At 45.7% G+C, this 25,350-nt stretch carries 23 protein-coding genes and 2 riboswitches; all 23 genes read right to left on the bottom strand.

Features of this window, described 5'->3' with window-relative positions; all coding sequences use genetic code 11:
- Positions 1–24: 24 nt before the first annotated feature.
- Positions 25–2,451, bottom strand: coding sequence for a heavy metal translocating P-type ATPase (locus NQ117_RS20930; RefSeq protein ID WP_258279955.1), 2,427 nt, complete (start codon positions 2,449–2,451; stop codon positions 25–27).
- Positions 2,452–2,745: 294 nt separating this feature from the next.
- A complete protein-coding gene (locus NQ117_RS20925) occupies positions 2,746–3,465 on the bottom strand; it encodes a glycosyltransferase (protein ID WP_258279954.1) in 720 nt (239 codons plus the stop codon).
- 10 nt (positions 3,466–3,475) lie between these two features.
- On the bottom strand, positions 3,476–4,441 hold the full coding sequence (locus NQ117_RS20920; RefSeq protein ID WP_258279953.1) for an NAD-dependent epimerase/dehydratase family protein: 966 nt from the start codon (positions 4,439–4,441) through the stop codon (positions 3,476–3,478).
- Positions 4,423–5,253 carry a dTDP-4-dehydrorhamnose reductase family protein gene (locus NQ117_RS20915; RefSeq protein ID WP_258279952.1) on the bottom strand — a complete coding sequence of 277 codons (831 nt, stop codon included), beginning with the start codon at positions 5,251–5,253 and terminating at the stop codon, positions 4,423–4,425. The genes NQ117_RS20920 and NQ117_RS20915 overlap by 19 nt, the downstream gene beginning before the upstream one ends.
- Positions 5,253–6,236 carry a polysaccharide biosynthesis protein gene (locus NQ117_RS20910; RefSeq protein WP_258279951.1) on the bottom strand — a complete coding sequence of 328 codons (984 nt, stop codon included), beginning with the start codon at positions 6,234–6,236 and terminating at the stop codon, positions 5,253–5,255. Before NQ117_RS20910 ends, NQ117_RS20915 begins: the two co-directional genes overlap by 1 nt.
- A complete protein-coding gene (gene wecB / locus NQ117_RS20905) occupies positions 6,229–7,320 on the bottom strand; it encodes a non-hydrolyzing UDP-N-acetylglucosamine 2-epimerase (RefSeq protein ID WP_258279950.1) in 1,092 nt (363 codons plus the stop codon). Before wecB ends, NQ117_RS20910 begins: the two co-directional genes overlap by 8 nt.
- Positions 7,321–7,331: 11 nt before the next feature.
- A complete protein-coding gene (locus tag NQ117_RS20900; RefSeq protein ID WP_258279949.1) occupies positions 7,332–8,855 on the bottom strand; it encodes a glycosyltransferase family 4 protein in 1,524 nt (507 codons plus the stop codon).
- Positions 8,856–9,029: 174 nt separating this feature from the next.
- The gene (locus tag NQ117_RS20895) at positions 9,030–11,393 is read right to left on the bottom strand and encodes a universal stress protein (protein WP_258279948.1); all 2,364 of its coding nucleotides are present in this window, start codon (positions 11,391–11,393) and stop codon (positions 9,030–9,032) included.
- 48 nt (positions 11,394–11,441) lie between these two features.
- Positions 11,442–12,080 carry a potassium-transporting ATPase subunit KdpC gene (gene kdpC, locus NQ117_RS20890; protein WP_309137901.1) on the bottom strand — a complete coding sequence of 213 codons (639 nt, stop codon included), beginning with the start codon at positions 12,078–12,080 and terminating at the stop codon, positions 11,442–11,444.
- 419 nt (positions 12,081–12,499) lie between these two features.
- The gene (kdpB, locus tag NQ117_RS20885) at positions 12,500–14,509 is read right to left on the bottom strand and encodes a potassium-transporting ATPase subunit KdpB (protein WP_258280043.1); all 2,010 of its coding nucleotides are present in this window, start codon (positions 14,507–14,509) and stop codon (positions 12,500–12,502) included.
- 107 nt (positions 14,510–14,616) lie between these two features.
- Positions 14,617–16,293, bottom strand: a complete 1,677-nt coding sequence (kdpA, locus tag NQ117_RS20880; RefSeq protein ID WP_258279947.1) for a potassium-transporting ATPase subunit KdpA — start codon at positions 16,291–16,293, stop codon at positions 14,617–14,619.
- Positions 16,294–16,366: 73 nt separating this feature from the next.
- Entirely contained in the window at positions 16,367–16,498 is a 132-nt protein-coding gene (gene kdpF, locus NQ117_RS20875) for a K(+)-transporting ATPase subunit F (RefSeq protein WP_258279946.1), read from the bottom strand.
- Between the two features lie 229 nt (positions 16,499–16,727).
- Positions 16,728–16,914: riboswitch (cyclic di-AMP (ydaO/yuaA leader) on the bottom strand.
- A gap of 72 nt (positions 16,915–16,986) precedes the next feature.
- A complete protein-coding gene (locus tag NQ117_RS20870; RefSeq protein ID WP_258279945.1) occupies positions 16,987–17,430 on the bottom strand; it encodes a hypothetical protein in 444 nt (147 codons plus the stop codon).
- 79 nt (positions 17,431–17,509) lie between these two features.
- A riboswitch (cyclic di-AMP (ydaO/yuaA leader) is annotated at positions 17,510–17,733 on the bottom strand.
- A gap of 246 nt (positions 17,734–17,979) precedes the next feature.
- Positions 17,980–18,147 (bottom strand): hypothetical protein, encoded by a 168-nt coding sequence (locus tag NQ117_RS20865; RefSeq protein WP_258279944.1) that lies wholly within the window; start codon positions 18,145–18,147, stop codon positions 17,980–17,982.
- Between the two features lie 12 nt (positions 18,148–18,159).
- Positions 18,160–19,320 carry a CgeB family protein gene (locus tag NQ117_RS20860; protein ID WP_258279943.1) on the bottom strand — a complete coding sequence of 387 codons (1,161 nt, stop codon included), beginning with the start codon at positions 19,318–19,320 and terminating at the stop codon, positions 18,160–18,162.
- A gap of 12 nt (positions 19,321–19,332) precedes the next feature.
- Positions 19,333–20,475, bottom strand: coding sequence for a CgeB family protein (locus NQ117_RS20855; protein ID WP_258279942.1), 1,143 nt, complete (start codon positions 20,473–20,475; stop codon positions 19,333–19,335).
- A gap of 70 nt (positions 20,476–20,545) precedes the next feature.
- The gene (locus tag NQ117_RS20850; RefSeq protein ID WP_258279941.1) at positions 20,546–20,848 is read right to left on the bottom strand and encodes a hypothetical protein; all 303 of its coding nucleotides are present in this window, start codon (positions 20,846–20,848) and stop codon (positions 20,546–20,548) included.
- Between the two features lie 27 nt (positions 20,849–20,875).
- Entirely contained in the window at positions 20,876–21,112 is a 237-nt protein-coding gene (locus NQ117_RS20845; protein WP_258279940.1) for a hypothetical protein, read from the bottom strand.
- Complete coding sequence (locus NQ117_RS20840) at positions 21,109–21,456, bottom strand: alpha-helical endospore appendage domain-containing protein (protein ID WP_258279939.1); 348 nt, start codon at positions 21,454–21,456, stop codon at positions 21,109–21,111. The genes NQ117_RS20845 and NQ117_RS20840 overlap by 4 nt, the downstream gene beginning before the upstream one ends.
- Positions 21,457–21,499: 43 nt before the next feature.
- Entirely contained in the window at positions 21,500–21,793 is a 294-nt protein-coding gene (locus tag NQ117_RS20835; protein ID WP_258279938.1) for a nucleoside-diphosphate sugar epimerase, read from the bottom strand.
- Positions 21,794–22,012: 219 nt separating this feature from the next.
- On the bottom strand, positions 22,013–23,443 hold the full coding sequence (locus tag NQ117_RS20830; protein WP_258280042.1) for a glycosyltransferase family 2 protein: 1,431 nt from the start codon (positions 23,441–23,443) through the stop codon (positions 22,013–22,015).
- 20 nt (positions 23,444–23,463) lie between these two features.
- Positions 23,464–24,612, bottom strand: coding sequence for a GT-D fold domain-containing protein (locus NQ117_RS20825; RefSeq protein ID WP_258279937.1), 1,149 nt, complete (start codon positions 24,610–24,612; stop codon positions 23,464–23,466).
- Positions 24,609–25,343: a sugar phosphate nucleotidyltransferase gene (locus tag NQ117_RS20820; RefSeq protein WP_258279936.1), complete on the bottom strand. Its 735-nt coding sequence runs from the start codon at positions 25,341–25,343 to the stop codon at positions 24,609–24,611. Before NQ117_RS20820 ends, NQ117_RS20825 begins: the two co-directional genes overlap by 4 nt.
- Positions 25,344–25,350: the final 7 nt, after the last annotated feature.

Here is a 25,350-nt window from a genome sequence, read left to right as displayed (position 1 = left end):
AACGAATGCGATATCGTCGCTTTATTATAGTTTCACTCGCTGCAAACGAAGCGCATTTAGAACTACGGATACGGAGCTTAGTGCCATTGCCGCACCCGCCAACCAAGGCGCCAACAGGCCGATTGCCGCAATTGGAATGCCCAGGGAATTGTATGCCAACGCCCAGAACAAGTTCTGACGAATGTTGCGCATCGTTTTACGGCTCATCGTGATCGCATCTGGAATGCTTCTCAAGTCGCCGCGCATAAGCGTTACGTCAGCAGCTTCCATTGCCACATCTGTACCTGTGCCGATTGCCATACCGATATCGGCTGTAGCTAATGCAGGCGCATCATTGATACCATCACCGACCATAGCGACTTTTTTGCCCTGTGCTTGCAGCTTCTTAATTTCGGCAGCTTTTCCTTCAGGAAGCACTTCAGCAAGAACATGATCAATACCCGCTTGCTTCGCAATTGCTCTCGCCGTACGTTCATTGTCACCCGTCATCATAATCACTTCAAGGCCAAGTTCCTTCAGGCGTGCAATCGCCTCTTGGGATGTTTCTTTAATCGTATCTGCCACCGCCACCAAGCCAGCGAATTGGCCATCGATAGCAGCAAGCATCGCCGTCTTTCCTGTATCTTCAAGCTCCTGCATCTGCTCAAATGCTTGCTCGCAAGCGATATTGTACTTCGCCATCAACTTACGTGTACCAACCAATACTTCACGGCCTTCCACTACCGCACGGATACCATAACCTGGGATCGCTTCAAACTGCTCGGAAGCTGGCATTTCAATTCCTTTCGCTGCAATGCCTGCTACGATTGCTTCTGCCAACGGATGCTCCGAGTTCTTCTCAGCAGAACCTACCCAACGTAAGAATGATGCTTCATCTACATTAGCTGTAACAACGTCTGTCAACTCAGGTTGGCCTTTGGTAACCGTACCTGTCTTATCAAGAACGACTGTCTCAATGCGGTGCGTAGACTCTAAGTGCTCGCCACCTTTGAACAAAATACCTAATTCTGCAGCGCGTCCCGAACCAGCCATGATGGATGTTGGTGTTGCCAAACCTAAAGCACATGGACAAGCAATAACCAGTATAGCAATTGAGATTTCAAGAGCTGTGCTGAATTCACCCGGGGCTACCCAGAAGAACCATACAGCAAAGGCAATCACACTTATAGCTACAACAATCGGAACAAAAATACCCGAGATTTGATCCGCCACACGTTGAATCGGAGCTTTGGAACCTTGCGCTTCTTCTACTACTTTAATAATTTGAGCGAGTGCCGTTTCTTTACCAACCTTCGTTGCACGAATACGAAGCACGCCATTTTTATTAATAGTAGCCCCAATAACCTCGTCGCCTGCTTTTTTCTCAACCGGAATACTCTCTCCCGTCAGCATCGACTCATCAATGGATGAAGTACCAGCTACCACGACTCCATCGACAGCTACTTTCTCACCTGGCTTAACAACGACAATATCATCAATTACTACTTCATCCGTTGGAATCGTTATTTCTTGACCATCTCTGATTACGAGAGCTGTCTTCGATTGCAATCCCATTAACTTTTTAATTGCTTGAGAGGAGCGGCCTTTTGCAACCATTTCAAACAATTTCCCTAAAATAATCAACGTAATCAATACAGCACTTGTTTCATAGTAAAGGGCAGGTGCGTGTCCCTGATGGGCGGACGTAGACCATTCGAATGATAAATACAAACTGTAGAAATAAGCGGCTGACGTTCCTAATGCAACGAGAACATCCATATTTGCACTCTTATTACGCAAAGCCTTATATGCACCAACGTAGAACTGCCAACCGATAATAAATTGAACCGGTGTCGCCAACGCGAATTGGAACCACGGATTCATAAATATTTCTGGTAGCCATATAAACGAAGTAAAGGAGAAGTGGCTCACCATCGCCCACAATAGCGGGAATGAAACAATGGCAGAAACGATGAATTTGATCTTTTGCGTCTTAATTTCCTTCTCGCGATACCCCTCTTGGGTATCTGAATCCGACTTGCGATGTGCTTTATATCCCAGTTGAGCTACCTTGCTCTGAATGTTATCGACCGATACTTCCGCACCGTTAAACTCAATATGAGCCGTCTCTAGAGCAAAGTTAACAGAAGCATTTGTTACACCAGGAAGCTTGCTTAACCCTTTTTCAATTCTCGTTGCACAAGCCGCACACGTCATGCCTGTTATCGCAAGATCGACATTTTCTTTAACCGTCTTGTAGCCTAGTTTCTCAACTGCCTTTTCAAGCTGCTCCATTTGTACTTGATCAGCTTGATACGTTACAGAGGCGCGTTCCAATGCGAAGTTTACATTCGCATCGGTGACGCCTTCCAACTTCTTCAAACCTTTCTCAATGCGGTTCGCACATGCCGCGCAGGTCATACCTGATATTTGCAGCGAAGTTTGTTTCAAACTAGCCGATTGCTCCGACATACTTATCCCTCCAGCTTAAATAGGATTATGTTAATTAAAAATTGCTATCCGCAGCAGCCTTCCATTCTGCTCGGCTACCAACTTGCGCTTGCTTCGATACTCAAATAATATACCCCCTACCCCTATGTTGTCAACCCTATTATTTCCTATATTTTTTCCTTTATGCTGATTCAAACTTTGAAGTTGCCGGTTTATGTACGAACAAACATAACCCTCTGGCACACAAAGGAACGAATGCTTCCTAGTATGACAAAGGGCCTGTTTTCTCTCTATAACGTTCACGATGCGCACCGTTCAACGTCTAGACAATTGGTTAATCAAATGCCTTAAGTGAGGATGATAACATTGATTCGTCCTTTTCAATTCCTGCTGTATCGAAGTTTGATGGCGTATCGTTCCCATCGCTTCATGACGACGATATGCTGTTAGCGAGGCATTCAGAAACTGAATTTTATACCCCGCCAACATTGTACGATACCATAAATCCAGATCATGCGTATAAGGCAAATGTTCATTGAACACACCAACGCGTTCAAACAAACTGCGGTGCATCATTACGGTGCAACCGTTAATCGGATTGGAATGCAGGAAGCTTCGATAGAAGTCCAGTTCACTATGAAATAAGAGCGCGGCATTCGTAGACGTCACGTTATCAAAAGGATCAATATAGTCGAAGTTCGTATAGCTGATAATTGACTGTCGCTCCTGCATAAATTGTACTTGCTGGCGTATTTTATCGGGATAGAAGCGATCATCTGAACTCAACCAGGCGATATACTGTCCTGAAGCATATTTAATCGCATGATTTAAGGCAGATGCCGTACCACCGTTTGCTTTGCCCAAATAATGAACTCTCGGTACAAATTGACGCACTCGATCCGCATATTGAGTAGAGCCATCATCAACGATGATAATTTCAATATTCGGGTAGCTCTGATTCAATGCACTTATAACGGCTCTATCAACGTAAGGATCATTATAAAAGGGCATAATAATCGTCACTAAAGGCTGCATTGTTTTTCAGTCACCTCCTCAGTTGGCGATAATACTTCAAAATGTCCGCTACTGATTCTGTAAACGAATATTTCGGTGTCCACCCCCAACTCTCAGGCAAAGGCAGCACCTCCAGCTGATCCTTATTTAATTTGACGCTGTGCTCTATTGGCTTTGTCTCAGATGACAATTCAGACAGCGGTGCCGGATCTTTCCATTGGTAAGGAATACTCGCTGCCGCCATCTCTTGAAATACTTCCGATACTTCCTCCAGCGATCTCACTCGTCCGCTCTCTACTCGATAAATGCTGCCGCTTGCACCACGCTGCAAAATATGAGCGTATGCTGCCACAGCATCTCTTACGTCCAAATAATCTCTCCAATCCGCCCGCGAACTAAAGGTAAAAGGCTGGTCATGCTCCCCTCGCTCACATCGCGCCACATAGCCCCCCAGCAAAGCACAAATGCCTGTCGATGGTCCAGGCCCAATCAGATTGGACGGTTCGGCCATCATAATGTTCATCTGATATAGTTGAGACCATGCTAGTGCAGCCTGTTCTTGGAACCATTTGCTGATGGCATACGGATGCAAGTTGGAGCGGGAAGCAGTTGGTGCAGATTTCAGCTTTGACGTAATGACGAGCACTCGTGTATCTGGCAGTTCCCGCACCGCCTCCAAAACATGCACGGTTCCAAGCATATTAATGTGCATCGCATCTGCAGGTGCTCGCCAAGACTGCTGCACAGCATTCATTCCTGCCAAATGCAGCACATATTGCGGCGATACTTGCTGCATAAAGTATTGAAGTGCCTTCGGCTTCAACAAATCTACTTCAATTTGATGAATCGCTAATGCTGGATCAAATGAAACTCTTCGTCTCACGAAAGCAGTTACTTTCATGCCTACAGCAGCAAGTGCCTGACACGCATGCAAACCTGTAAACCCTGACGCTCCTGTCACTACAATCGAAGCATCCTTCATTTGCGCTTCATCCAATCCGCTAATTCTTCCAACATAGCCGGATATGGTTTGACTCTATAATCAGCATCTTCGCGTGTATTTACTAGTGATTTATCCCCTTCATATATCGTATCAGGCACAATATTCACATCCTGCTTGCCAAATGATTGTTGGAAAAGACTCAGCAGCTCATACTTGCTGATTGGGATTGGATACGAGAGATGAATCAATCCGTAAATAGGACGCTGCAAATAATAGTCAATCGCTTTCGCCAGTTCTAGCGTCGTGACGCCGTTCCAAAACACTCTTTTATAGCCTTTCACTTCCCCTTCCTGCTTCAAAAACCATTGCAGCAGTCCAATTCCGTGGGGACGGATTTCAGGTCCAACGATGGATGTGCGGATCGTTACATGAGGATTATATTGTTTTAATTCACCGAGTGCTTTCGTTACCGAATACACCGACGTCCCATCCGGCTTGTCATTTTCTATATATTTGCCGCTCTTTCCTGAGAACACGCAATCTGTACTTATGTGTATGACTTTAGCGCCAATATGATCGGCTTTCCGTCGCAGCTGATGCGGCAGCCATGCATTTACTTGATAAGCTTCAAGTGGGGCACGCTCTGCCTCTTCATTTAGAATACCTGCAGCATTAATAATGACGTGGGGACGTACCGTTTCCATTAGCGTATCGAGATTCGTTCCGTCTGCGACATCAAGCAATAAGGATTGTTCATCTTCAATGTCTCGTGAAGTGTAGAACACATGATAATCAGGCTTCTGACGGAAATAACGGACCAATATATGGCCCGCCATCCCGTTACCGCCTATAATTAGCAGCTTCATTAAAGGAAGCCCCCTCGTTGCAGCATCAGATGGATTTCTTCCTTGCTTATGACATTTTGCTCGGAGCTGAAGCTATTGAATTCAACGGACGGGTACAATGCATATTTCTCTCTCAGCCCTGGAATATCAAGGGTCGGTAGAATGACAAGATATTGTTCATCGTAGACGACCGTAGTCAAGCTTTCATAATCACTCATCAATATTTCATGAATTTTCTCACCTGGCCGTATCCCTTTCTCAATAACAGAAACCCCTTCTACATTCGAGGCTTCAATAAGCACCTCTGCAAGATCAACGATTCGGCAAGTTGGCATTGTCATCACAAAGATTTCACCGCCATGGCTTTCTTCGGAAGCCTTAAACAGCAGCGTTATTGCATCTTGAAGCGTTAAGAAAAATCGGGTCATTTTCATATCGGTAATGCCAACTTGACGCTTGCTATGAATCTGATCTTTGAATAGATGTACAACTGAGCCATTCGTGCCAAGTACATTGCCCCCGCGCACACAGACGAATTGAGTGCTGGAAGGAAGCAAGTTCGCATAAACGATAAGTTTCTCACCGATAGCTTTCGTCATTCCGTAAAAATTCGAAGGGTTAGCTGCTTTGTCCGTTGAAATGTAGATTACTTTTTTGACCCGATTTTCAATCGCAGCTTCGATAACGTTCTGCGTTCCAACGACATTTGTTTTTAATGCCTCATACGGCTGTTCTTCACATACAGGAACATGCTTAAGCGCAGCAAGATGGTACACATAGTCCACGTCTTTACACGCTGCTCGAAGCGCTTGTAGGTCCCGGATATCTCCAATACAGAAGCTAAGACTGCTATTTTCGAATTCTCGGCTCATTGCAACCTGACTTGATTCGTTACGTGAGAATACGATAATCTCCTTCGGATGCTGAGGCAGCAATTGACGAATCAGTTCATATCCCCACGATCCCGTACCACCGGTCACAAGGATGCGCTTATTCTTAAACATCCATTTTCCCTCCAAGCAAAAATTTCACCACAGTATGTGAAACATGGGGCTCTAAGTACCCCTTTGGACATTCCCAACTCGTCGGGAGTGTAGTCATAACGCCAATCGATTCTACAATTTGTTTCACCTTTAGTCCGCTCACTACGTTACTCCCACAATCGACTGTCTCAGGACGTTCTGTCGTGTTGCGTATCGTCACAGTAGGAACATGAAAAATACAGCATTCTTCTTGGACTGTACCACTATCTGTAATCGCACAAGCTGCATTCTGCTCCAGTTTCACGAAATCAAAAAATCCAAACGGCTCATAGCATTCTACCAACGGGTTCAGCGACAACTGTGGAGCATTCTCCATCCTTGCTCTCGTACGAGGATGAACACTACAAATGATTCGCTTGCCGTACCGTTCAGCCGCCTCATTCAAACTTTGCATAATTTGCTGAAGATGCTCTGGGCAATCCACATTTTCTGCACGATGGGTTGTCACTATAAAATAATCGCCACGCTGCAAGTTCAGCCTCGTCAAAATCGTACTTGCTTCAATTTGCGACTTATAATGATTCAGCACCTCATAGATCGGGTTGCCTGTGAGTATAATTCGTTGACTTGGAATGCCTTCCTGAATAAGATGCTTCTTGCTCTGTTCGGTGTACGGCATATTGATGCTTGATACCGTATCAATGATGCGCCTATTTTTTTCTTCAGGAACTCGCAAATCGAAGCAGCGATTGCCTGCCTCCATATGCACAACTGGGATCCCCAGCCGTTCCACGACTATCGCACTCAATGCACTGTTCGTATCGCCGAGCAGAAGCACGCGATCTGGCCGCTCTTTAAGACATATTTTTTCAATCTCACGAAACATAATCGATAGCTGCTCACCTACACTCTGCTGCTGATCGAACAACTTATAGTCGGGGGAGCGCAGTCCCATTTCCTCGAAAAAGATATCACTTAACGTGTGCGTGAAATTTTGACCGGTGTGCACAACGATATGTTTCTCCGCCAATTGATCAAGCTGCTTCATAATAAGGCTGAGTCTAATAATTTCTGGCCTCGTACCCAAAATAGTCATAACTCGCATCGCTTCCTCATTCACCTCCTGCTCGCAGTCCGCAGCACTTTACGCATTCGTCTAACGTTCTTCCTTCGATTTCGCTGGATCGATGGCCGTGGCTTATGCTGTCTGGCTGCTCTAAACGCTTTACGACGAATTCGAATAGATTTAGATTTGCGCAACGCTTTTGGGGAATGTCGACCTCTTCGAGATCTTCGACGCTTGTGGATAGGCTTCTGGGGTCGGGAACGTGCGGACCTGATCACCTTACTAGAAACATTAGGAACATTAGAATTACTAGGAACACTAGGAAGGTCATATTGACTGTCAATTGAATCTGTCTGCACAGGAATAATTCTCCGCTTATGTTCTCGAAAGAGATTCCAAAATGCAGCCAACAGACTTCGATAATGCTCGATACCATACACTTGTCTAACTACGTTGTAGTTATGAACCCCTGCTGCTATCCGTTGCTCTTCACTGTTAATCAAACTGTTGACAATGACGGCTAATTCACGCCAGTTACCTACATCGGCAATATAGCGCTCATTCCCCGTAGATTGATGTATTTCTTCCAATCCTCCTGAACGATACACAGCGACAGGCTTGCCGAAGATAAGGCCCTCAAGTGCTGTCAATCCAAATCCTTCAGGAAAGAGACTTGGAGTCACGACAATATCAATAGCGGGATATAAATGCTGTATCTTGTTCTCAAAACCAACAAAATGGAATTTTTCCTTTAACGAAGAGCGCTGCACGAGCTGCTGACATCGCTCGAAATAATCTTGATGAGCGGGGCATCCGATAACGATGAAGCGGGTTGAAGTATTTCTTTCTGCTAGCTGCATCGCCATCCACACGAAATGTTCCAGTCCTTTTTGGGAAGTTATCGTTGCAGCAACAAACCCAACTAAGCACGCATCTGGAGCGATGCCTAATTCGGCCCGCTTCTTTACCCTTGACTGGTGCCATAAGTCAGGCTCCAATGCTTTATCGTCCCATGAAGGCGGAAGTGTAAACAGAACAGGGGGCTCAGAGGAGGGGCAAGCTTGAGGACAGCCTGTCAAAAAGGCCAATGCGGATTGAGATATACCGATAACTGCATCCGCAAACCGATACACGATTGCTGCCGCATGGATCGTATATGCATTGTCCGGAATCTTCTCCGTAATCTGCCAAATAACAGGAATGTTTAGCGATTGAGCTGCTACTGCTGGGATGGCATGCACACACGTGTTTGTCAGTACGTAATCAGGGGCTAGACGCTGAAGCAAACCGACGACCGCGTCCCACTCCGAATGTACGCGTATTTGCTCCAGTTCATCATGAAGGGCAGCGTGAGGCTCCATCATTGAGTAGAACAATCGGCATGGCTGGACATAATAAGGAATGCCTGCATTTGCCGCCTCTTGTGACAATATCCCTTCCTGAGGCACGATCAGAATGCATTCAAAGTTGAAGTTCGAACGAAGCTCACGCATGAGAAAGAGGATCAATTTCTCTGCACCTGTAATATAAGTTTGATTACATAGATGAGAGAAGCACACGATACGTGATATCATAGCAGTTACCTGTCGACCGATAGGTCACAGGGTCAGTCCCCCCTCTCTTCACCAATTTACTTCAATATATTAGTACAGGTCACATATCGGCACGACATTTGAACCTTATCCAAGTGTACAATTTACTTGCGTCAGCCTATAAAAACAGCAAAAACGGCCGATTTAAATCAGCCGTTATACCCTTTCATTATCCGTAACCACTAATACATCCATATGACGGGCGATTCGCATTAACATCCGCATACGCCCCATATACGATTTACGCATCCGCCGCGCGGGGACACCTACTATCATTTGAGAGGCTTTATGTTCATCAGCAAGGCGAACCGCTTCCTGCGCCCAGTGTCGACGCCGGACACTTGCTTGAATACAAAACGTCCCCCCAAGCCTTACTGTTAATGCTTCCGTTTGCTCAGACCATTTCAGAAATGGTTGGCTCGTAGTATTCTTAACTCTAGATGATGGAAGCAAATTCGATACAGGAAGACAAACAACATGCAGCTCCGCCTTTAGCCGATGCGCAATTCGAAATCCGTGACGCACAAGACGTTCCGCACGCTCGTCAGGTTCAACACAGACAAAGATAACCTCTTTGCGTCTCCAAGGACCCCGCAGTAGTGCACGCCGCTCCCACGATTCCAAGCGCTCATCGACATCATCGGCCACTTCACGCAAGGCAAGCTCACGAAGCCCAATCAAGTTAGGTATGCGAAAAAAATGGTTCAATGCTTGATCAACCTTGTCTTTCGCATAAATCAGCCCATCTTGCATTCGTTTTTGAATCGTAGATGGGGTAACATCGATCAGTTCCATCTCATCTGCGAGACGAAGCACCCCATCAGGAACAGTTTCCCTAACGCGCACCCCTGTTAAGTGCTCCACCGCGTCATTCAAGCTCTCAATATGCTGGACATTTACTGTCGACATGACCGAAATGCCCGCTTCCAGCAATTGAATGACATCTTCATATCGCTTCGTATGCACACTGCCCGGTACATTCGTATGCGCCAATTCATCAACAAGCACCAGTTCTGGCTTTCTCGCTAAAATTTCTGCTACATTCATTTCTTCTAATAAATAACCTTGATATTTGATTTTCTGCCGCTCAATCCATGGCAAAGCCCCGACCTGAGCAGCTGTTTCGCGTCTTCCATGCGTTTCGAGAAGACCAATGACGACGTCGACCCCTTGCTCCAGCAGTCGATTGCCCTCCTGCAGCATTTTATATGTCTTACCAACACCAGGCGCTGCACCAATAATAATTTTAAAATGTCCACGCCTCAGCCCATCCGCACGTTCCGCAATCTCACCTGCTGTCCAACGCTTAAATGCTTGTACCGGCAGCCTTTGCTCCGTCTTTACGGGAAATACACGTTCTCCTTCGCGTTCTGAACGATCCGCAACAAAGAACAAGTCTGTATGCTCCACCATGCGCAACAAGCCATTCACAAGTGAACCATGCAACCATTCCTGCCACCTCGACTGGCGTGAGTGGCCTAATACGATTCGAGTCATGCTATGTGTCCATGCATATTGGGACAACAGTCCTGCCATCCGCCTGCGAGAGGACAGCGGAACTTCCTCCCAGGAAGCGCCTATCTTTTGCACCAGCTTCTTCAATGATCGTTGGAACGTTAGCTGGAGCTGCGTTAAAGGTACATCAGGATCGACAAACGATAAAATGAACAACTCTCCGTTCAGCCGTTTCGCCACCTGTTCACCACGACGTACATGAATAGAACCGTTCCATCCATATTGAGCGAGGACGAGAATCCGTTCCGTCACACCAGATGGCCCCTCCAATCCAAGCTCATGACGATGCTGCTCCAACGAGCCATTCACATCATTCGCTATCGTGCGCAAAGCCAGCTCACGCAAAATGCTGAGCCGGCTTCGTTCAGAAACTCGTTTACTATGCCCTTTCTTATTTGTCGCTGCGAACGCTATACGTTCCTGTTGCGAATGAACTTGCCTTCGCTCCATCAACGTCTCTGCGGTTACATCCAGTAAGCGGACCTCATCGGCTGCCTGCAGTACCTCTGCAGGCAAAGTCCATTTCGGATCGACGCCAGCAATCCGACGAGCCTGTTCACTAACACGCTCATCTTCATAGGCATTCATCGTCGCAATGACACTAATCCCGTGCTGCAACAAAAATCGTACATCGTCCAAACGGCGTGGTCGTTCTGCTTCGGGGCGATTCGGCTGGGCTAGACCATCTACCAGCACGATATCAGGCGCGCGTTCGCACAAACGCGCTACATCCAAATCTTCCAATTGCAAGTTGCCACGAGCCCATCGGATGGCTGCAACAGCCTCAATTGATGCCGCAGCGGCTTCTTGCTCTGGCACGGAAGTTCCCCAGATAACATCCAAACCTTCTTTCACTTTTAGCTCGCCTTCATGTATCAATTGAGTCGTCTTCCCAGCGCCGCTGGCCACTGCCACAAGAATGCATAATCGGCCGCGCCGCATCTCCTCAATGAGCTTAAGAAGCACTTCGGGCGAACGCCTGCGATAAGCATCACCTTCTTTCATGACCAACCTCCCGCCTCGTTGATGTGAGATCCATTCCTATTGCTATTTTTATTTCAATAGTTGTTCTAATTCTATATTCAATAACAGCACGTTAACTCTAGTTTCACCAAATACCCCAAGGTCAGGCCCTTCCGTATGCTTATCCACTAACTGCATCAATTGATGGTCAGACAGCCCTGTCGCCTTGGCGATACGCGGAATTTGCACGTTCGCTGCCTGAGGAGTAATGTGAGGATCAAGGCCCGAAGCAGAGTTCGTCATCAAGTCCACTGGAACTTCGGATACCGCCACTTGTGGGTTCTGTTCCTTCCAATCACTCATCGATTGTTCAACACGCTCTGTCAGTGCTTCGTTCGACGCTGCTAAGTTGCCTGAGCCAGAACCAGCTCCGTGATATTCAATACTGGATACACGTCCGTGAAAATATTTTGAATCCGTAAAAGACTGGCCAATAAATGCTGATCCGACAACTTGACCATTGTCATTCTTTATTAAACTGCCGTTCGCTTGATGAGGGAAGAGCGCTTGTGCTGCCGCTGTCATGACAAATGGATACACAATTCCGCATAAGACCATAAGGCCGATGCTCATTCGGATAATGGTGCCAAGTCCCCCCCCCTGCTTATTTCCTTGAGCTTGAGAGCTAGACGATTCACGGTTCATTGATGGTGTGGCGTGTGTGTTCATGCATAGCCATCCTTTCGCGTATTTACGCATGATATCCTTGTTAGTTGAAATACGAATCTATTTTTTCTATGTCTATTTATACCTTCATTCCGTAATCTTTTTTATAAACAAGCCTTTTTCATATCTTATTTATCTCTATTTAAGTTGAGTTAAAATGAAGTAATTTAATAAAACAAATAGTTGCCTTTACTTTTAAATAGCAGATCCTGTTTCCGATCGCTGTTGTATTCGAGTTCTTTGGATTAGACAATGTGGTTAGAACTCGAATACAAAGGCGAACACTTCGTTTCTTCAACAGAATTCTGCTCTCTTTCTTTTAGGCAATAAATATCAAATAACTATTCAAACAATTTCCGTTTTAGTCTGAAGTCAAAACCATGTTAATTAATAATTCCAATTTAATATCTCTTACGTGTCTCCTATAGGAAAACACCAACAACCAAGTCAATGAGCTTAATGCCGATAAATGGTGCTATGAGACCGCCTAATCCGTAAATCAACATATTGCGGCGCAGCAGCTGTTCTGAACTAAGTGGTTTGTAAGCTACCCCTTTCATCGCCAACGGAATTAATAGCGGAATAATAACCGCATTGAAGATGAGTGCAGAAAGTATGGCTGACATCGGTGAATGAAGGCCCATTATATTGAGAGCGGACAATTCAGGAATTGCGATCATAAACAAGGCTGGGATAATGGCAAAATATTTAGCCACGTCATTTGCAATACTGAATGTAGTCAGCGCGCCGCGCGTCATAAGCAGCTGCTTGCCAATCGCTACTACTTCGATCACTTTCGTCGGATCAGAGTCCAAATCGACCATGTTGGCAGCTTCTTTCGCTGCGGTTGTACCGCTGTTCATCGCAATACCGACATCCGCTTGTGCCAAGGCTGGCGCATCATTCGTTCCATCCCCCGTCATCGCAACAAGTTTACCTTCTCCTTGCTCCTTACGAATCAAAGCCAGCTTATCTTCCGGCTTGCTTTCTGCAATAAAGTCATCCACCCCAGCTTCACGTGCAATCGTAGCAGCTGTCAGCGGGTTGTCACCTGTACACATGACCGTACGAATCCCCATTTTGCGCAGCTGTTCAAACCGTTCGCGCATGCCTGGTTTTACCGTATCCTTCAAATAAATAACGCCATAAATCTGATCATCTACCGCAACAGCTAGCGGTGTACCGCCTGCCTTCGCAATTTTTTCTGTAACCGCATCAAGATCAGCTGGAATTACCCCGCCTTTGCTTGCAACCCATTGTTTAATCGCATCTACCGCACCTTTTCGAACGAGTCGTCCATCTGGCAAATCTATACCGCTCATCCGCGTCTCTGCTTTGAATGGGACAAACTCACCTTGCTCAGACAGCTCACGATCATAGCTAAGGCTATGCTTCGTAAGCCACTCCAATACGGAACGTCCTTCCGGCGTTTCATCTGCATGAGATCCTGCAGCGGCCCAACGTGCTACTGTCTGCACACTATTGCCATTGACCGGAATAAGATCATCCGCAAGACGGTTACCGTACGTAATCGTACCTGTTTTATCCAAAATAATGGTATGAATATCTCCGCATGCCTCTACTGCTTTACCAGAGGTAGCAATGACATTGAAGCGAGTAACGCGGTCCATACCAGCGATCCCGATTGCAGAGAGTAGACCACCGATGGTCGTCGGGATAAGACAAACGAGCAGGGCGATTAATTCCGCAGTATGCAGCGTAATATTCAAATATTGGCCAAAGAACGGCAGCGTAACGACTACAATCAGGAATATAAGCGTTAAGCTCACAAGAACCGTATGCAAGGCTAATTCATTTGGCGTTTTTTGACGCTCTGCTCCTTCAACCAAGGCAATCATACGATCCAAGAAAGATTCGCCCGGATCGCTCGTAATACGAACTTTTACCCAGTCACTGACGACACGTGTACCAGCCGTAACGGAGCAGAAGTCACCGCCTGATTCCTTTAGTACAGGAGCCGATTCCCCGGTAATCGCAGACTCATCTATCGAAGCCAAACCTTCAATCACTTCCCCATCCCCAGCAATGGTCTCACCTTCACGAACGATAATAATATCTCCCTTTCTCAAGCTTGCTGAAGATACGCGAATCGTACCCGCTGTAGTAACCTTTTGCGCCCATAAGTCTTTCTTCGTCTGCTTCAAGGAATCTGCTTGTGCTTTCCCTCTGCCTTCCGCCAACGCTTCCGCGAAATTCGCAAACCAGACCGTAACAAACAGAATCAAACTAACAACTCCGTTATACCAGCGAGGTGCTGCGCTCCCAAACGCATCAGGGACAAACGTTAACAATAAAGTGATGACGAAGCCAAGTTCCACAAGGAACATCATCGGATTTTTCACCATAAACTTCGGATGGAACTTACGCAAAGCATCTATAGAAGCTTGACGAACGATGTCTCCACCAAACATCGACTTCGATTTTTTTATTTCACTTCGAGACCCGCTATCATACGATGACGGAGTTTTCATCGATTGTACCGTACTCATTGCTTATTTCTCCTCTCGTTCGCAAACGATTATTTCCACAGCGTCAAATGTTCTGCAATCGGTCCAAGCACAAGAATCGGGAAGAACGTCAGGGCACCGACAATGAGAATCGTACCGACGAAAATCGTACCGAACGTTGCATTGCTCGTCTTGAATGTACCTGATGTTACCGGCACTGGACGTTTCGTCATCAGCGAGCCAGCTACAGCCAGCATCGTAATCATGCTAATATAGCGTCCGAAGAACATAACTAAGCCCGTTGATATATTCCAGAATGGCGTTGCATCGCCAAGTCCTTCAAATCCTGACCCGTTGTTAGCAGCCGAAGAAGTATATTCATATAACACCTGTGAGATGCCATGGAAGCCAGCATTGGAAATCGTTTCTGGATAAAATACAAGTGCAATCGCAGTCGGCACCAAAATGAGAATTGGCTGAATAATAAGTGTTACCGCAATAAGCTTCATTTCCCGAATTTCCAGCTTACGCCCCAAAAATTCAGGTGTGCGTCCCACCATCAAGCCTGACAAAAATACGGCAATCATTGCATACATCAACACGTTTACAAATCCTACACCAACACCGCCAAACACCGTGTTGAGCATCATATTGCCTAACGGAACTAATCCACCGAGCGGTGTCAAAGTGTCGTGCATCGTATTCACTCCACCCGTTTCAGATGCAGTCGTCACGACCGCATACAAAGCCGACTGAGCTACACCAAAGCGCACTTCTTTACCTTCCATACTAGGACCAGCCATGTCCATCTGATGTAAAGCCGGGTTACCAGCTTGCTCTGCTGTTGTCGCAATGCCAAGCATCATTAGGAACATGATCGACATAGCAACAAAAAGCACTCTGCCTTCCTTAGCACTTCCAACCATTCGTCCATACGCAAATGGCATCGATGTAGTTAGCAGCATCATAAGTACGATATGAAGCAAATTGCTTATACCGTTTGGATTTTCAAACGGGTGTGCTGAGTTTACAGCCATAAATCCGCCGCCGTTATTACCTAGCTCCTTGATCGACAGCAAGGATGCGACTGGACCGCGTGCAATTTGCTGTTCTGCGCCTTGCAATGTCGTTACCGTCTCTGTTGGAGCAAACGTCTGAGGAGCCCCTAGAGCAACGAATAGAATTGCTGCAACGATAGCAATCGGCATCAGCACACGCACGATACTGCGAACCAAGTCAACGAAGAAGTTGCCTAGCGGTTTGCCCGCAATTCCTCTCATAAAAGCAAATGCGATAGCAAAAGATGTGGCCGGTGCCGTAAACATCATAAACGTAATGCCTAATGTCTGAGACAAATAGCTCAAGCCGCTTTCACCGCTATAGTGCTGCAAGTTCGTATTGGCCATAAAACTGATCGTCGTATTGAAGGCCAATGTAGGCTCCATACCCGCTATGCCGCTTGGGTTTAACGGAAGACTACCTTGCAAGCGCAATACTGCATACACGAGCAGCATCATAAATAGGTTGGTTGCAATTAATGCTGTGGCATAACTTTTCCACGTCTGATTCGTTTCTTTAATTCCAAATAGCTTAAACAACAATTTCTCTATCGGTCCAAATATACCGTTAAGCGGCATCCTCGCCCCTTCACTATGAAATACTCGTGCTAGATAAATACCTGTTGGTCGCGCCAACGCTAGCACTAGCAGTAGAGTAAGGCCAATCGATACCCAGCCTAGTAACGTCATCTCTCGTTCCACCTCTCTAGATTTAACCCCGCTTCGATCATTCAAATTCGCAATTTGCTCATGTACTTCTCGACTAGAACTTCTCAGGTTTAACTAACGCGTATGCTAAGTATAGAAATAGTGCTGCAACCACAACGCCCAGCGCGATCATCATTTTAATCACCTCATCTATCGATTTCTTGCGAGCACCAATGTATGACGACATATGCTGCAATGCCTAACATCAACAGTAAAATACACATCACCGCATCAAACATGTACCATTCCTCCCTTTGTCTAGTCAGATGCTGTTGCGCTTTCTTGATTTTTCGCTCTTGCCGGCAAGCATACTGACTTGTCGGGACGCAAAAAGGCCACGCGGAAGGAGGTCCCCTTTCCGCGTGGCCAAATAAACACAGTTATAGAAACCGTGCATCGATCCACGACGAAATAAGGCTGCCTCTACGGACGCTTACGAGGTTAGCTGACGGATTCGGACGCAAGAGTCGCCCTACCAGATGTTGATTCGACGATCCATCTGTGTGATGGAAGCCGAGTCGTTATCTGGACTCACCCCAGACATGCAGTGCATGTCGATTGGTTCCCCCGTTCCCTTTTAAAGGGACTCAGCGATGAGCAAAGCCCAAAGCTATCTGATTGTATTTCGATCATCACCTGTGCCGTATGTGTCACAGCTATGAACGATTGAAACGTTCAAGCAGGCTGATGGCTGTCTTGACTTAATAAATCACTCAATAGAAAGGACACTTGGTCTGACTGCGTATAGATGACCATGTCTGCACCTAACATCCGATAAATCGACTTCGGATAATCTTGTCTCGTAATGACCGTAATCATTTCATCTGTCCAAGGACGGCACTGCTGCAACAAGCGGCAAGTAAGAGCGAAGCTTTGTTCAAATACATACATGCGCCCCACAGCTACAGGAGGCAACGCCATTGTCTTCCTTTGCGATGTTGTTTTCACGTTGCAAATATGCTTCACACCTAATCTCTCCATGCTTGCTGTTAGACGAGCATTGTTCGATATCGCTGCGACGGATACATTTGCCCCTCGAAGCTGCTTCAAAAAATCAATGCCCATCGCATTGGGAGCAAATACAGTAACCATGCGTCCCTCAATATGCATCTTGTTCATTCCTCCTGAAATCCGTACAACGATCCATTTCGGGTGTGAGGCAATTCGAAATGCGCCAGTATACATAACGGTATTCAGGCACGCCTCTCCTCGGACGCTTACGAGGTTAGCTGTCGGATTCGGGCTCGAAGAGTTGCCCTACCAGTTCTTTGCACCAATTTCAGCGATAAGCTGGAACTGTGTACCGAGATCTGGATTCACCCCCACAAACGATTACCTGCACCTCTCAACCTCAGACAGGCAGTCGTTTGCATTTGGTTCCCCCGCTTCCGCACCTTATGCGGAACTCAGCGATTACAGACGCTACGGAATGTAGTTGCTATTGCTGAACTGAATCTTACTCCTCTGCTCTGAGACTGTAAATGAATCACAGCGCTCATTTTAGACAATCCCTATTTATGGCAGTCATATAAACCATTTCAATCTTTTATTTTCATATCATTTACTCGCTCAATCTCACGCTTTCGCTATTCTTAACGAAAATGAAAGCTAGAAAGAGATAATCAGCAAATGAGCCATATAATAACGCTTTCTTGGCCACCAATCCTCTTAAAATCGTAAATTACTGCCGATAATCATCCATTCTTCAAAATAGACCTCCCATCTGGAAACAAACACCTTTTCCCATGTTCTACAATAGTGCCCGCTTATTGAATGGACAGCAAAAATACCCCCACCTAATCGTTCTAGGCCGAGGGCAAAAAACAAGCTCCACACGGAAAATTCTCCTCACTTCGCTTGACGATCGAATATAATGCTCAATAGCTGCTGAATACGTCTCACATAGCTATGATCTTTCAACGTCCGTGCTAATCCGCGCAGGGCAATCTCTCTACGTTCCTCTTCGTGAGTTAAATAGTAGACCGCTTTCTCCAGCAAATCGATGGGTGTTTCATACGTAACAAGTTCAACCCCTGGCACATAAAAACTAGCTAGATCACTCCGAGCATCTGTCAACTGCAGAGCCCCGCACCCGTTAATTTCAAATGTGCGTGGATTAGGCGATGTTGCTCTAATTTGATTAGAATTTTGGTTTACAGTCGGGTCATCATGATCTCTATGCATATTTATTATAACTTTACTACTATTATAAAATTCCGCTGTTTCTTTCGGTCCCATCCAAAGATCAAGTTTAATCGATGACTTATACCGCTTATATTGAGGAAGCCGATCCCACCATAATCCTGAGAAATGGGTATTGTATTTCATAAGGCGATCCATAATCGGCTCAAAGAAGTGAATTCGGTTCCAATAACCAGAGCCTATAAAACAAAGGTCATGCTGAAATGGGGCTGGTGATGCCCTAGGTGTGAAATGTTCAGGAAAAGCAGCAAAAGGCAAATGATGTACCTGCCGGCATCCTAAAGACTGATAGTACTCAATAGCAGTAGATTCTAAGGTGAAAATATAATCATAATGCGGAGCAACTGCTGTCATCCGATCTGTATAATAAGGATCATCCGTTATCCATAGAGCTGTACGGATAGCAAGAGACTTCAGCTCAATCAACTGCTCAGCAGGAAAATCCATGCCATCTAGAACGAGAACCAGATCTGCTCGATATTCAACGGCGCTTACAGATATCGGATCTTTTGGCCCTGATACCCGTACTTCTATTGCCATCGATTGCAAAGTTGATACAACAGCTTCATCAAGCGGCGAATAAGGGAAGCCTTTGCCTGATGATACGTAAATAATACGTAATTGGCGCTGAGGAGCATGTTCGGTAAGTGTATGCACAAGTGCTTGCGCTCTTCCACGAAAGTAACCTTCTCCGTAGCCTCGTTCGTGTCCTACACGCGCTCCTTTATGGCTAGCTGACTGCACCTGATGCAGCAATGTTGGCCGGGATTGCGTGACTATGCCTTTTTTCGCTGTTGCACCAGTCATTCTATTCCTCCTTCACTGCATGCTTTGACCGTTTAATAAAGCTACTGTTGATACCGAGTAGCCCCTCTCTATAACATCCAGCATGTGACGCACCCGATGCTCAAACGTATGGCGCATAAATGTGGTCTGAAGGGAACGCATCGCGATACGCATTCTCTCTTCTTCATGAGTTAAGTAATATTCAATTTTTTGCATAAGTTCTTCGCCTGTCTGGAAGGTCTCTATATCCCAACCGGGCGTATACATTTGGGTCAGATCGCTCCGGATATCGGTAAGTTGGAACGCACCACATGCAGCAATTTCATAGGTACGGGGATTAATCGACTGTGCTGGCAGGTCAAATGTATTTCGATTGTCAGCCCCTTGTTCATGTGGACGGTGAATATTTAGGATAATTTTAGATGAATTGTAATAATAAACACTTTCCTCTAAAGGAACCCATCCTGAACGGAGCCGATCTCCCCACCGAGCATGCGTTACCATCCGATCCCAATAGCCTCCGGCAATACAAATATCGTATTTCATAAGCTGCTCCGCATAACTGTCGAAAAACGCTACTCGATTCCAAAAGCCGTTGCCAATAAAGCAAATATCATGGCAATAACGATGTTCTGATCTAACGGGACGGAAACGTTCTGTTGCTGCCGCTAGAGGAAGATGATAAACATGCCGGCAGCCTAACTGCTTATAGAAGGGAATACATTTCTGTTCATGGGTGAACACGAAGTCATAATACGGAGCTAGCACCGCTGTATCTTGAGTGAAGTAAGGATCATCTACAAACCATATTGCAGTCCTGATACCTTGCTGCTTCGCCCATATGATATGTTCGGGGTGTTCTTGAGGAAACACATGGAGGGCATTCAGAACGACAATGAGATCTGGCTTAAAACGCTGCGCTTCATCTACAAGTCGAGAAGGATGTGCCTCCGCATATGCACTGCTCATTTTACTCAAAGCAATGCTGCATCCGTGGTCAATCGCTTCAAATCCTTGTGGAATATATAGAATTCGCATCGGCGACGGATTTGTCGGCATCATTGGAATTTGTGACACGACAGCTTCAGCCGTACCAAGGCGATAACCATGCTTATATCCTGAGGAGAAGCCGTCCCGTCGTCCTTTTGCACGTTCTTTCTGTCTAACTTGCTGCATGGCATCACCTGAGATTCAGACATATAATCATTCCGTATCTTGATACATGAAAGTTGTATCAAACCTTGTATTAAGCCTGCTGGCTATATACGATATGGTGTCCATCTTCGAAACCTTTTGCAAATCCTTCGTTAAAGCCTTGATTGAATGCTTCATTGTAGCTTTTATCATAGGCGTGATTTACTCGCTTCTTAGATTTGGCCGATAATTTGGAATTCGTTGTCCGTACACGCTTCTTGGATAGACGCCGTTCTATTGTCTTTTTCTCAGGGGCAGGTTTGGTTTTTTTGTTACTTTGCTTTGTCGATTGGCGCCGAATACGCGCTTTCCGCCGTGGCAAATCCGTTCGTTTTTTCTTCGCTCGTTTCTTCATCTATTCCATCCCTCCCTGCATATAGAATTATGTTTTCTCCTTTTTGCACGTGGATAAGTGCTCAATGTGGGGGGAAAACCGTTCCAGAAGTGAGCTTATTGCAGCTTGACTCCGTTCAATCGCCCCCAGCAGATGAAGCTGAGCTACGATTGCTCGTTCTGATCGATAGTTGCGACGAAGATCATCGATGACAGATCGTTGTTCTTTTAACTTCACTGCATGCTCTGTGACTTGATTTGACGCTTGCTTGTAAAGCTGCGTCATGCCATTTCTTCCAGATCAAGTTGACCTTTAAATGCACCGCTATTCGCATGACCCGCCCCTTGTTCATCCTGTGCATCAGGATCAAGAATCGTTTGCAGATTACGGTTCAAACTTTGCTGCAATCTTGTTAGTCCAGCAATAACCTCTATAACTTGAGTATGGACATCTAACGCATCTTTCGTTTGTTCATAAGCATCCGCACTGTCACTCGCAATCATGTGATTCAGCAGCCAATTGCGCACTTTCTCTGCTTCCAATGTTTTAGCTTCCAGTATAATCGCAATATTCCATTGCATGTCCGCCATAGATTCCAAAATTCGAATGTTGGCATGTTCACGATCCAAATGAATCCCTCCTTACTGCTCATGAAAAAGGAAAACTACTTTTTTATTCCTCTTCGGGCTCATGCAGGTCCTTCAACACCAGCTTCAATTGATCAGCCATCGCTTCTTCCAGCTCAGCAATGCTTACCATATAATCGATAAGGCAGCGCGTAACTTGTCCTGATTGCATCTTAACCTCAGATACATGCTCGATTTGAGGAAGTTCATCCGGAACAGCATGAACAAGCTGTGACATTCTAACGGCAACCTGACGCTTTGCCTGCAAAATTTTTGCCATCTGATTATGCGTGTGTGCCATATGGACAATGATTTCATTCACCTTATCTTCAGGCTTCATCGGGAATACCTCCGTTCATTCGATGGTCCCTTTAGCATGAAATAGAGCTCGCTGCCCTCTATTTCGTTCTAGATTGATATACGATATGCCGCTCATGAGCTAAAGCTCACCGTCATCAGCCTATCAATTGCTACTGTATATAAAATGATTATTAATCGACCAGCATGCAGACATCGAAATTCCACTATAGCCTGCATGCCCAAGTCGATTTTATACCGCTCACAAGTTACTGTTAACGAGGAGCGGAGCAGCCATAATCGGCAATCCCTCTTCCCACAACAACTTCTCGGCCTCTGATCCTGACATTACCCGTTCACTCAGTTTCCAATGCTTAAGCGCATATTCACTTATAAAAGCACGACATGTAATACCATCTCGCTGAAACCAATGACCACGCTCTGTAACAAAAACGCCCCCGTCAGGTATAGAACCATCTTGTTTCGTCGTTTTCCGCCACTTCTCTGCCGCTATGTCCGCTTCTATATCCGAACCTGTCGGCCATGACAATAGTTCAATTTGAGACAACTTAACACTAGGAAATGGATAAGCACCTCGAATAGGATGCTTTATGCCCTGTTCCACCCAGAAAACCGTTCCATTCAATCCCGTAACCGCAACATGTGTCGGATAGAAGGAAATCGCTCGCAGGGGTGATTCTGCCTTCACCTCGTTTTCTGTTGACACAGATATGGATTTAGACTCGAGCCATCTCATAACTCGCTGAACCCACTCGTAGGGGTTGCTCCATTTCTGCTGATAAAAAGCTTCATTTTGTTTATAAATGTCTTGCAGTCGCCCGCCAAGCTCTTTCATACTTTGGCTGCCAAAATGATGAATGAAGCAATCGCCAGCAATCGCTAGCTTGCGACCTGCCAAACGTGTACGAATGACGAAATCTTCATCCTCAAAGTTCCCAATCTTATACCCTTCATCTAAGTAGCCGATCTGTTCAAAAAATGTTTTATGGAACAGCATGCAGAAGCCAACTATTCGCTCAACGATTTTCCATTTGCTCGAATCCTGCTCATTGTACTGTCTTGCAAACTGCTGCATTTCTTGATTCGTGCTGTACGAAACCTCAATTTGTTGTTCGCCACTAATATAATTGGTGACGGGACCAACCATGCCAATCGCAGGATCGCTTTCTAAACAGTGCAATAAATTACCCAGCCAATTCGTCGTAACGATAATGTCGTTGTTTAACAAACATATTGTTTTGCCTTTTGCCATTTTCAAACCAGTATTAATCGATCCTGCAAACCCGTAATTCTTATCATGAATGTGATAGCGAATCTGTCCTGCCATCTTGCGTAAATAAGCAGCTGTCCCATCCGTTGACGCATCGTCCACTACAATAATTTCGTGCGCCTCCGATGTATACTGCTGAATGCTAGCAATACATTGCTCGAGCATGTTTAACTTGTTGTAAGTCGGAATAATGATGCTAGTTCCCTCTATATGATGATCAAATTGCTCCCTTCCTGAAGCAATGCCCATTTGGTAGCCCGCATCATATCCTTTTTTATAGTGTTCATTGGCAAGTCTCAGTCTGTGATTAGCGTGTTTTAATGGTGTACTACGCAACTTACGATTACGCTTCTTTTGACCAGCACGTTTAAGTTGCTGAGATAGTCGTGACAATACGTCCACCTCCATTTCATCAGCGGTCCCTAAAAACTCATCTCTCCTTCTGCCAACCTATTTGCTAAATGACCAAAGTCCAAAGCGACTTTACCCAGCTCTGAAGCGATGCGTTCCGCTATAATAACAGCGGGAATGCCTGCCGACACTAAAGCAATTTCAAAGGGTATTGAAGCTGCTTCTCTCATGACACGAGGTATGTCCTTCATTCCTGACACAGAGGCAATCATACCGCTAATGATGACACCTCGCTTTGAGAGCACCCTCCCTAGCTCTTGAGCTGCATTGCCTATAAGCAGTACATTTCTACCTTGCAGTAGCTGTTGCAAATATCCAAGCTGAGCAATTAAATAATTCACCGTCGAATAGGTGATTCGCATATGCTGCAAAGATAGACCATACTCACGACAAACAGGATACAAAAGACCTTGAAAGTAAGGCAGTCTCGAAATTGGAACGCCTACATAGGTAGCTTTTCGTACCGATTCCGCCAGTGCTTCACGCCCTGCGTAATCAGGCACCGTCATACCAGATGTGGCAACGAACGGGGAGTACTTACGAATTTCTTGAGAGGATATGAGTCGATCATGTGCTAATGCCAAAAGTTCCCCATCTCCAAGTCTAACGACCGATAGCGGTCTCCCCTCCAACAGCGCTTGTTTCATCTCAACAAAGATGACAAAAGGATCAGTAAGAGGCAGCAGAAGATGTTTAACTTGTTCAAATCCCAAAGATATAATATGGTCCAATGAAATATCCGGTAATATAAGATGTTCTGGAATGAGCTGCGACAGTAAAGCCTCTCCTCCATCGTACTTTCCTTTCATATAGGCTTTCCTATACACTTTTTCTGACTCTATTTTGGGTTCGACCTGAATTACTGCAGGTTCTGTTGATAGATTCGCTATGTCGGCTTGGGAAGGATTTGAGGGCTCATGAGCAGAAGGCAAAGCATTTGCAGGAGGCGAATCGATGAGATCACCATCGGGTTGGGGAGCAACATGTTGTCGTTTCAAAGTAGAGGAGCGGCGAGCAAGTTGGCCGCGTGTACGTGAGCGTACTCTATTATGCTCACTTCTATGACTCGTGCTCTTCTTCACACGACGTCTTTTCCGGCTCCCTTTCTCTTTGACAGCAGAACGCCGCCGACGGTGTGAAGAAGCTGTAGCAGGGCTCATCGTTTCCCTCTCCTTCCAAGTTTAATACGCGCAGCATGCAACGATTCATACGTTCCGGCGTCCGTCCACCAACCATTCAAAATATTATATTGCAGCAATCCTTTAGACGCATAGGCATTATTCACATCTGTAATTTCTAATTCGCCACGTGCAGAAGGAGATATATGGCGAATATGCTCAAAAACTGCTGTGTCGTACATATAAATGCCTGTGACACAGAAGTTAGATTTGGGCTTGCGAGGCTTTTCTTCTATTTTAATAATGCGTTCAGGTTCTTGCTCATCCAGCACAGGAACCCCGTAACGATGCGCATCCTTCACTTTTTTAAGCAGCACTCGCGCCTCACCATTGCCTTGGTTCTCATATTGCTGCAGATAAGGTTTTAGGCTATCGTGAAATAAATTGTCTCCCAACAACACAACAAAACGTTCAGACGGAGCTAGAAAAGGTTCAACTAAAGATAATGCTTGAGCGATTCCGCCCGCTTCCTCCTGGATTAAAAAAGATACATGCACACCTAGAGACTGGCCGCTTCCGATGAAGTCTGCATATAACGGTACGGACTTACTGCCAATCACAATAAACAGATCGGTAATGCCCGCTTCCCTCAATCGTTCAATCCCATAGTAAATCATGGGGAACTTGCCTATCGGAATCAGGTGCTTATTCATCATCTTTGTTAAAGGCAGTAAGCGTGAACCAGTTCCACCGGCTAGAATGATCCCTTTCACCTTTCTC

Source organism: Paenibacillus sp. SC116 (genome assembly GCF_024733555.1).
GTDB lineage: Bacteria > Bacillota > Bacilli > Paenibacillales > Paenibacillaceae > Paenibacillus_B.
The sequence above is the reverse complement of the archived record's forward strand: the minus strand, read 5'-3'. Positions and strand labels throughout refer to the sequence as shown.

Excerpts from the sequence above, each read along its gene's own strand:
- NQ117_RS20930 (WP_258279955.1), bottom strand. The coding sequence starts at position 2,451 with ATGTCGGAGCAATCGGCTAGTTTGAAACAAACTTCGCTGCAAATATCA.
- NQ117_RS20925 (WP_258279954.1), bottom strand. The coding sequence starts at position 3,465 with ATGCAGCCTTTAGTGACGATTATTATGCCCTTTTATAATGATCCTTAC.
- NQ117_RS20915 (WP_258279952.1), bottom strand. The coding sequence starts at position 5,253 with ATGAAGCTGCTAATTATAGGCGGTAACGGGATGGCGGGCCATATATTG.
- NQ117_RS20910 (WP_258279951.1), bottom strand. The coding sequence starts at position 6,236 with ATGTTTAAGAATAAGCGCATCCTTGTGACCGGTGGTACGGGATCGTGG.
- wecB (WP_258279950.1), bottom strand. The coding sequence starts at position 7,320 with ATGCGAGTTATGACTATTTTGGGTACGAGGCCAGAAATTATTAGACTC.
- NQ117_RS20900 (WP_258279949.1), bottom strand. The coding sequence starts at position 8,855 with ATGATATCACGTATCGTGTGCTTCTCTCATCTATGTAATCAAACTTAT.
- NQ117_RS20895 (WP_258279948.1), bottom strand. The coding sequence starts at position 11,393 with ATGAAAGAAGGTGATGCTTATCGCAGGCGTTCGCCCGAAGTGCTTCTT.
- kdpC (WP_309137901.1), bottom strand. The coding sequence starts at position 12,080 with ATGAACACACACGCCACACCATCAATGAACCGTGAATCGTCTAGCTCT.
- kdpB (WP_258280043.1), bottom strand. The coding sequence starts at position 14,509 with ATGTTTGGTGGAGACATCGTTCGTCAAGCTTCTATAGATGCTTTGCGT.
- kdpA (WP_258279947.1), bottom strand. The coding sequence starts at position 16,293 with ATGACGTTACTAGGCTGGGTATCGATTGGCCTTACTCTACTGCTAGTG.
- kdpF (WP_258279946.1), bottom strand. The coding sequence starts at position 16,498 with ATGTCGTCATACATTGGTGCTCGCAAGAAATCGATAGATGAGGTGATT.
- NQ117_RS20870 (WP_258279945.1), bottom strand. The coding sequence starts at position 17,430 with ATGAACAAGATGCATATTGAGGGACGCATGGTTACTGTATTTGCTCCC.
- NQ117_RS20860 (WP_258279943.1), bottom strand. The coding sequence starts at position 19,320 with ATGACTGGTGCAACAGCGAAAAAAGGCATAGTCACGCAATCCCGGCCA.
- NQ117_RS20855 (WP_258279942.1), bottom strand. The coding sequence starts at position 20,475 with ATGCAGCAAGTTAGACAGAAAGAACGTGCAAAAGGACGACGGGACGGC.
- NQ117_RS20850 (WP_258279941.1), bottom strand. The coding sequence starts at position 20,848 with ATGAAGAAACGAGCGAAGAAAAAACGAACGGATTTGCCACGGCGGAAA.
- NQ117_RS20845 (WP_258279940.1), bottom strand. The coding sequence starts at position 21,112 with ATGACGCAGCTTTACAAGCAAGCGTCAAATCAAGTCACAGAGCATGCA.
- NQ117_RS20835 (WP_258279938.1), bottom strand. The coding sequence starts at position 21,793 with ATGAAGCCTGAAGATAAGGTGAATGAAATCATTGTCCATATGGCACAC.
- NQ117_RS20825 (WP_258279937.1), bottom strand. The coding sequence starts at position 24,612 with ATGAGCCCTGCTACAGCTTCTTCACACCGTCGGCGGCGTTCTGCTGTC.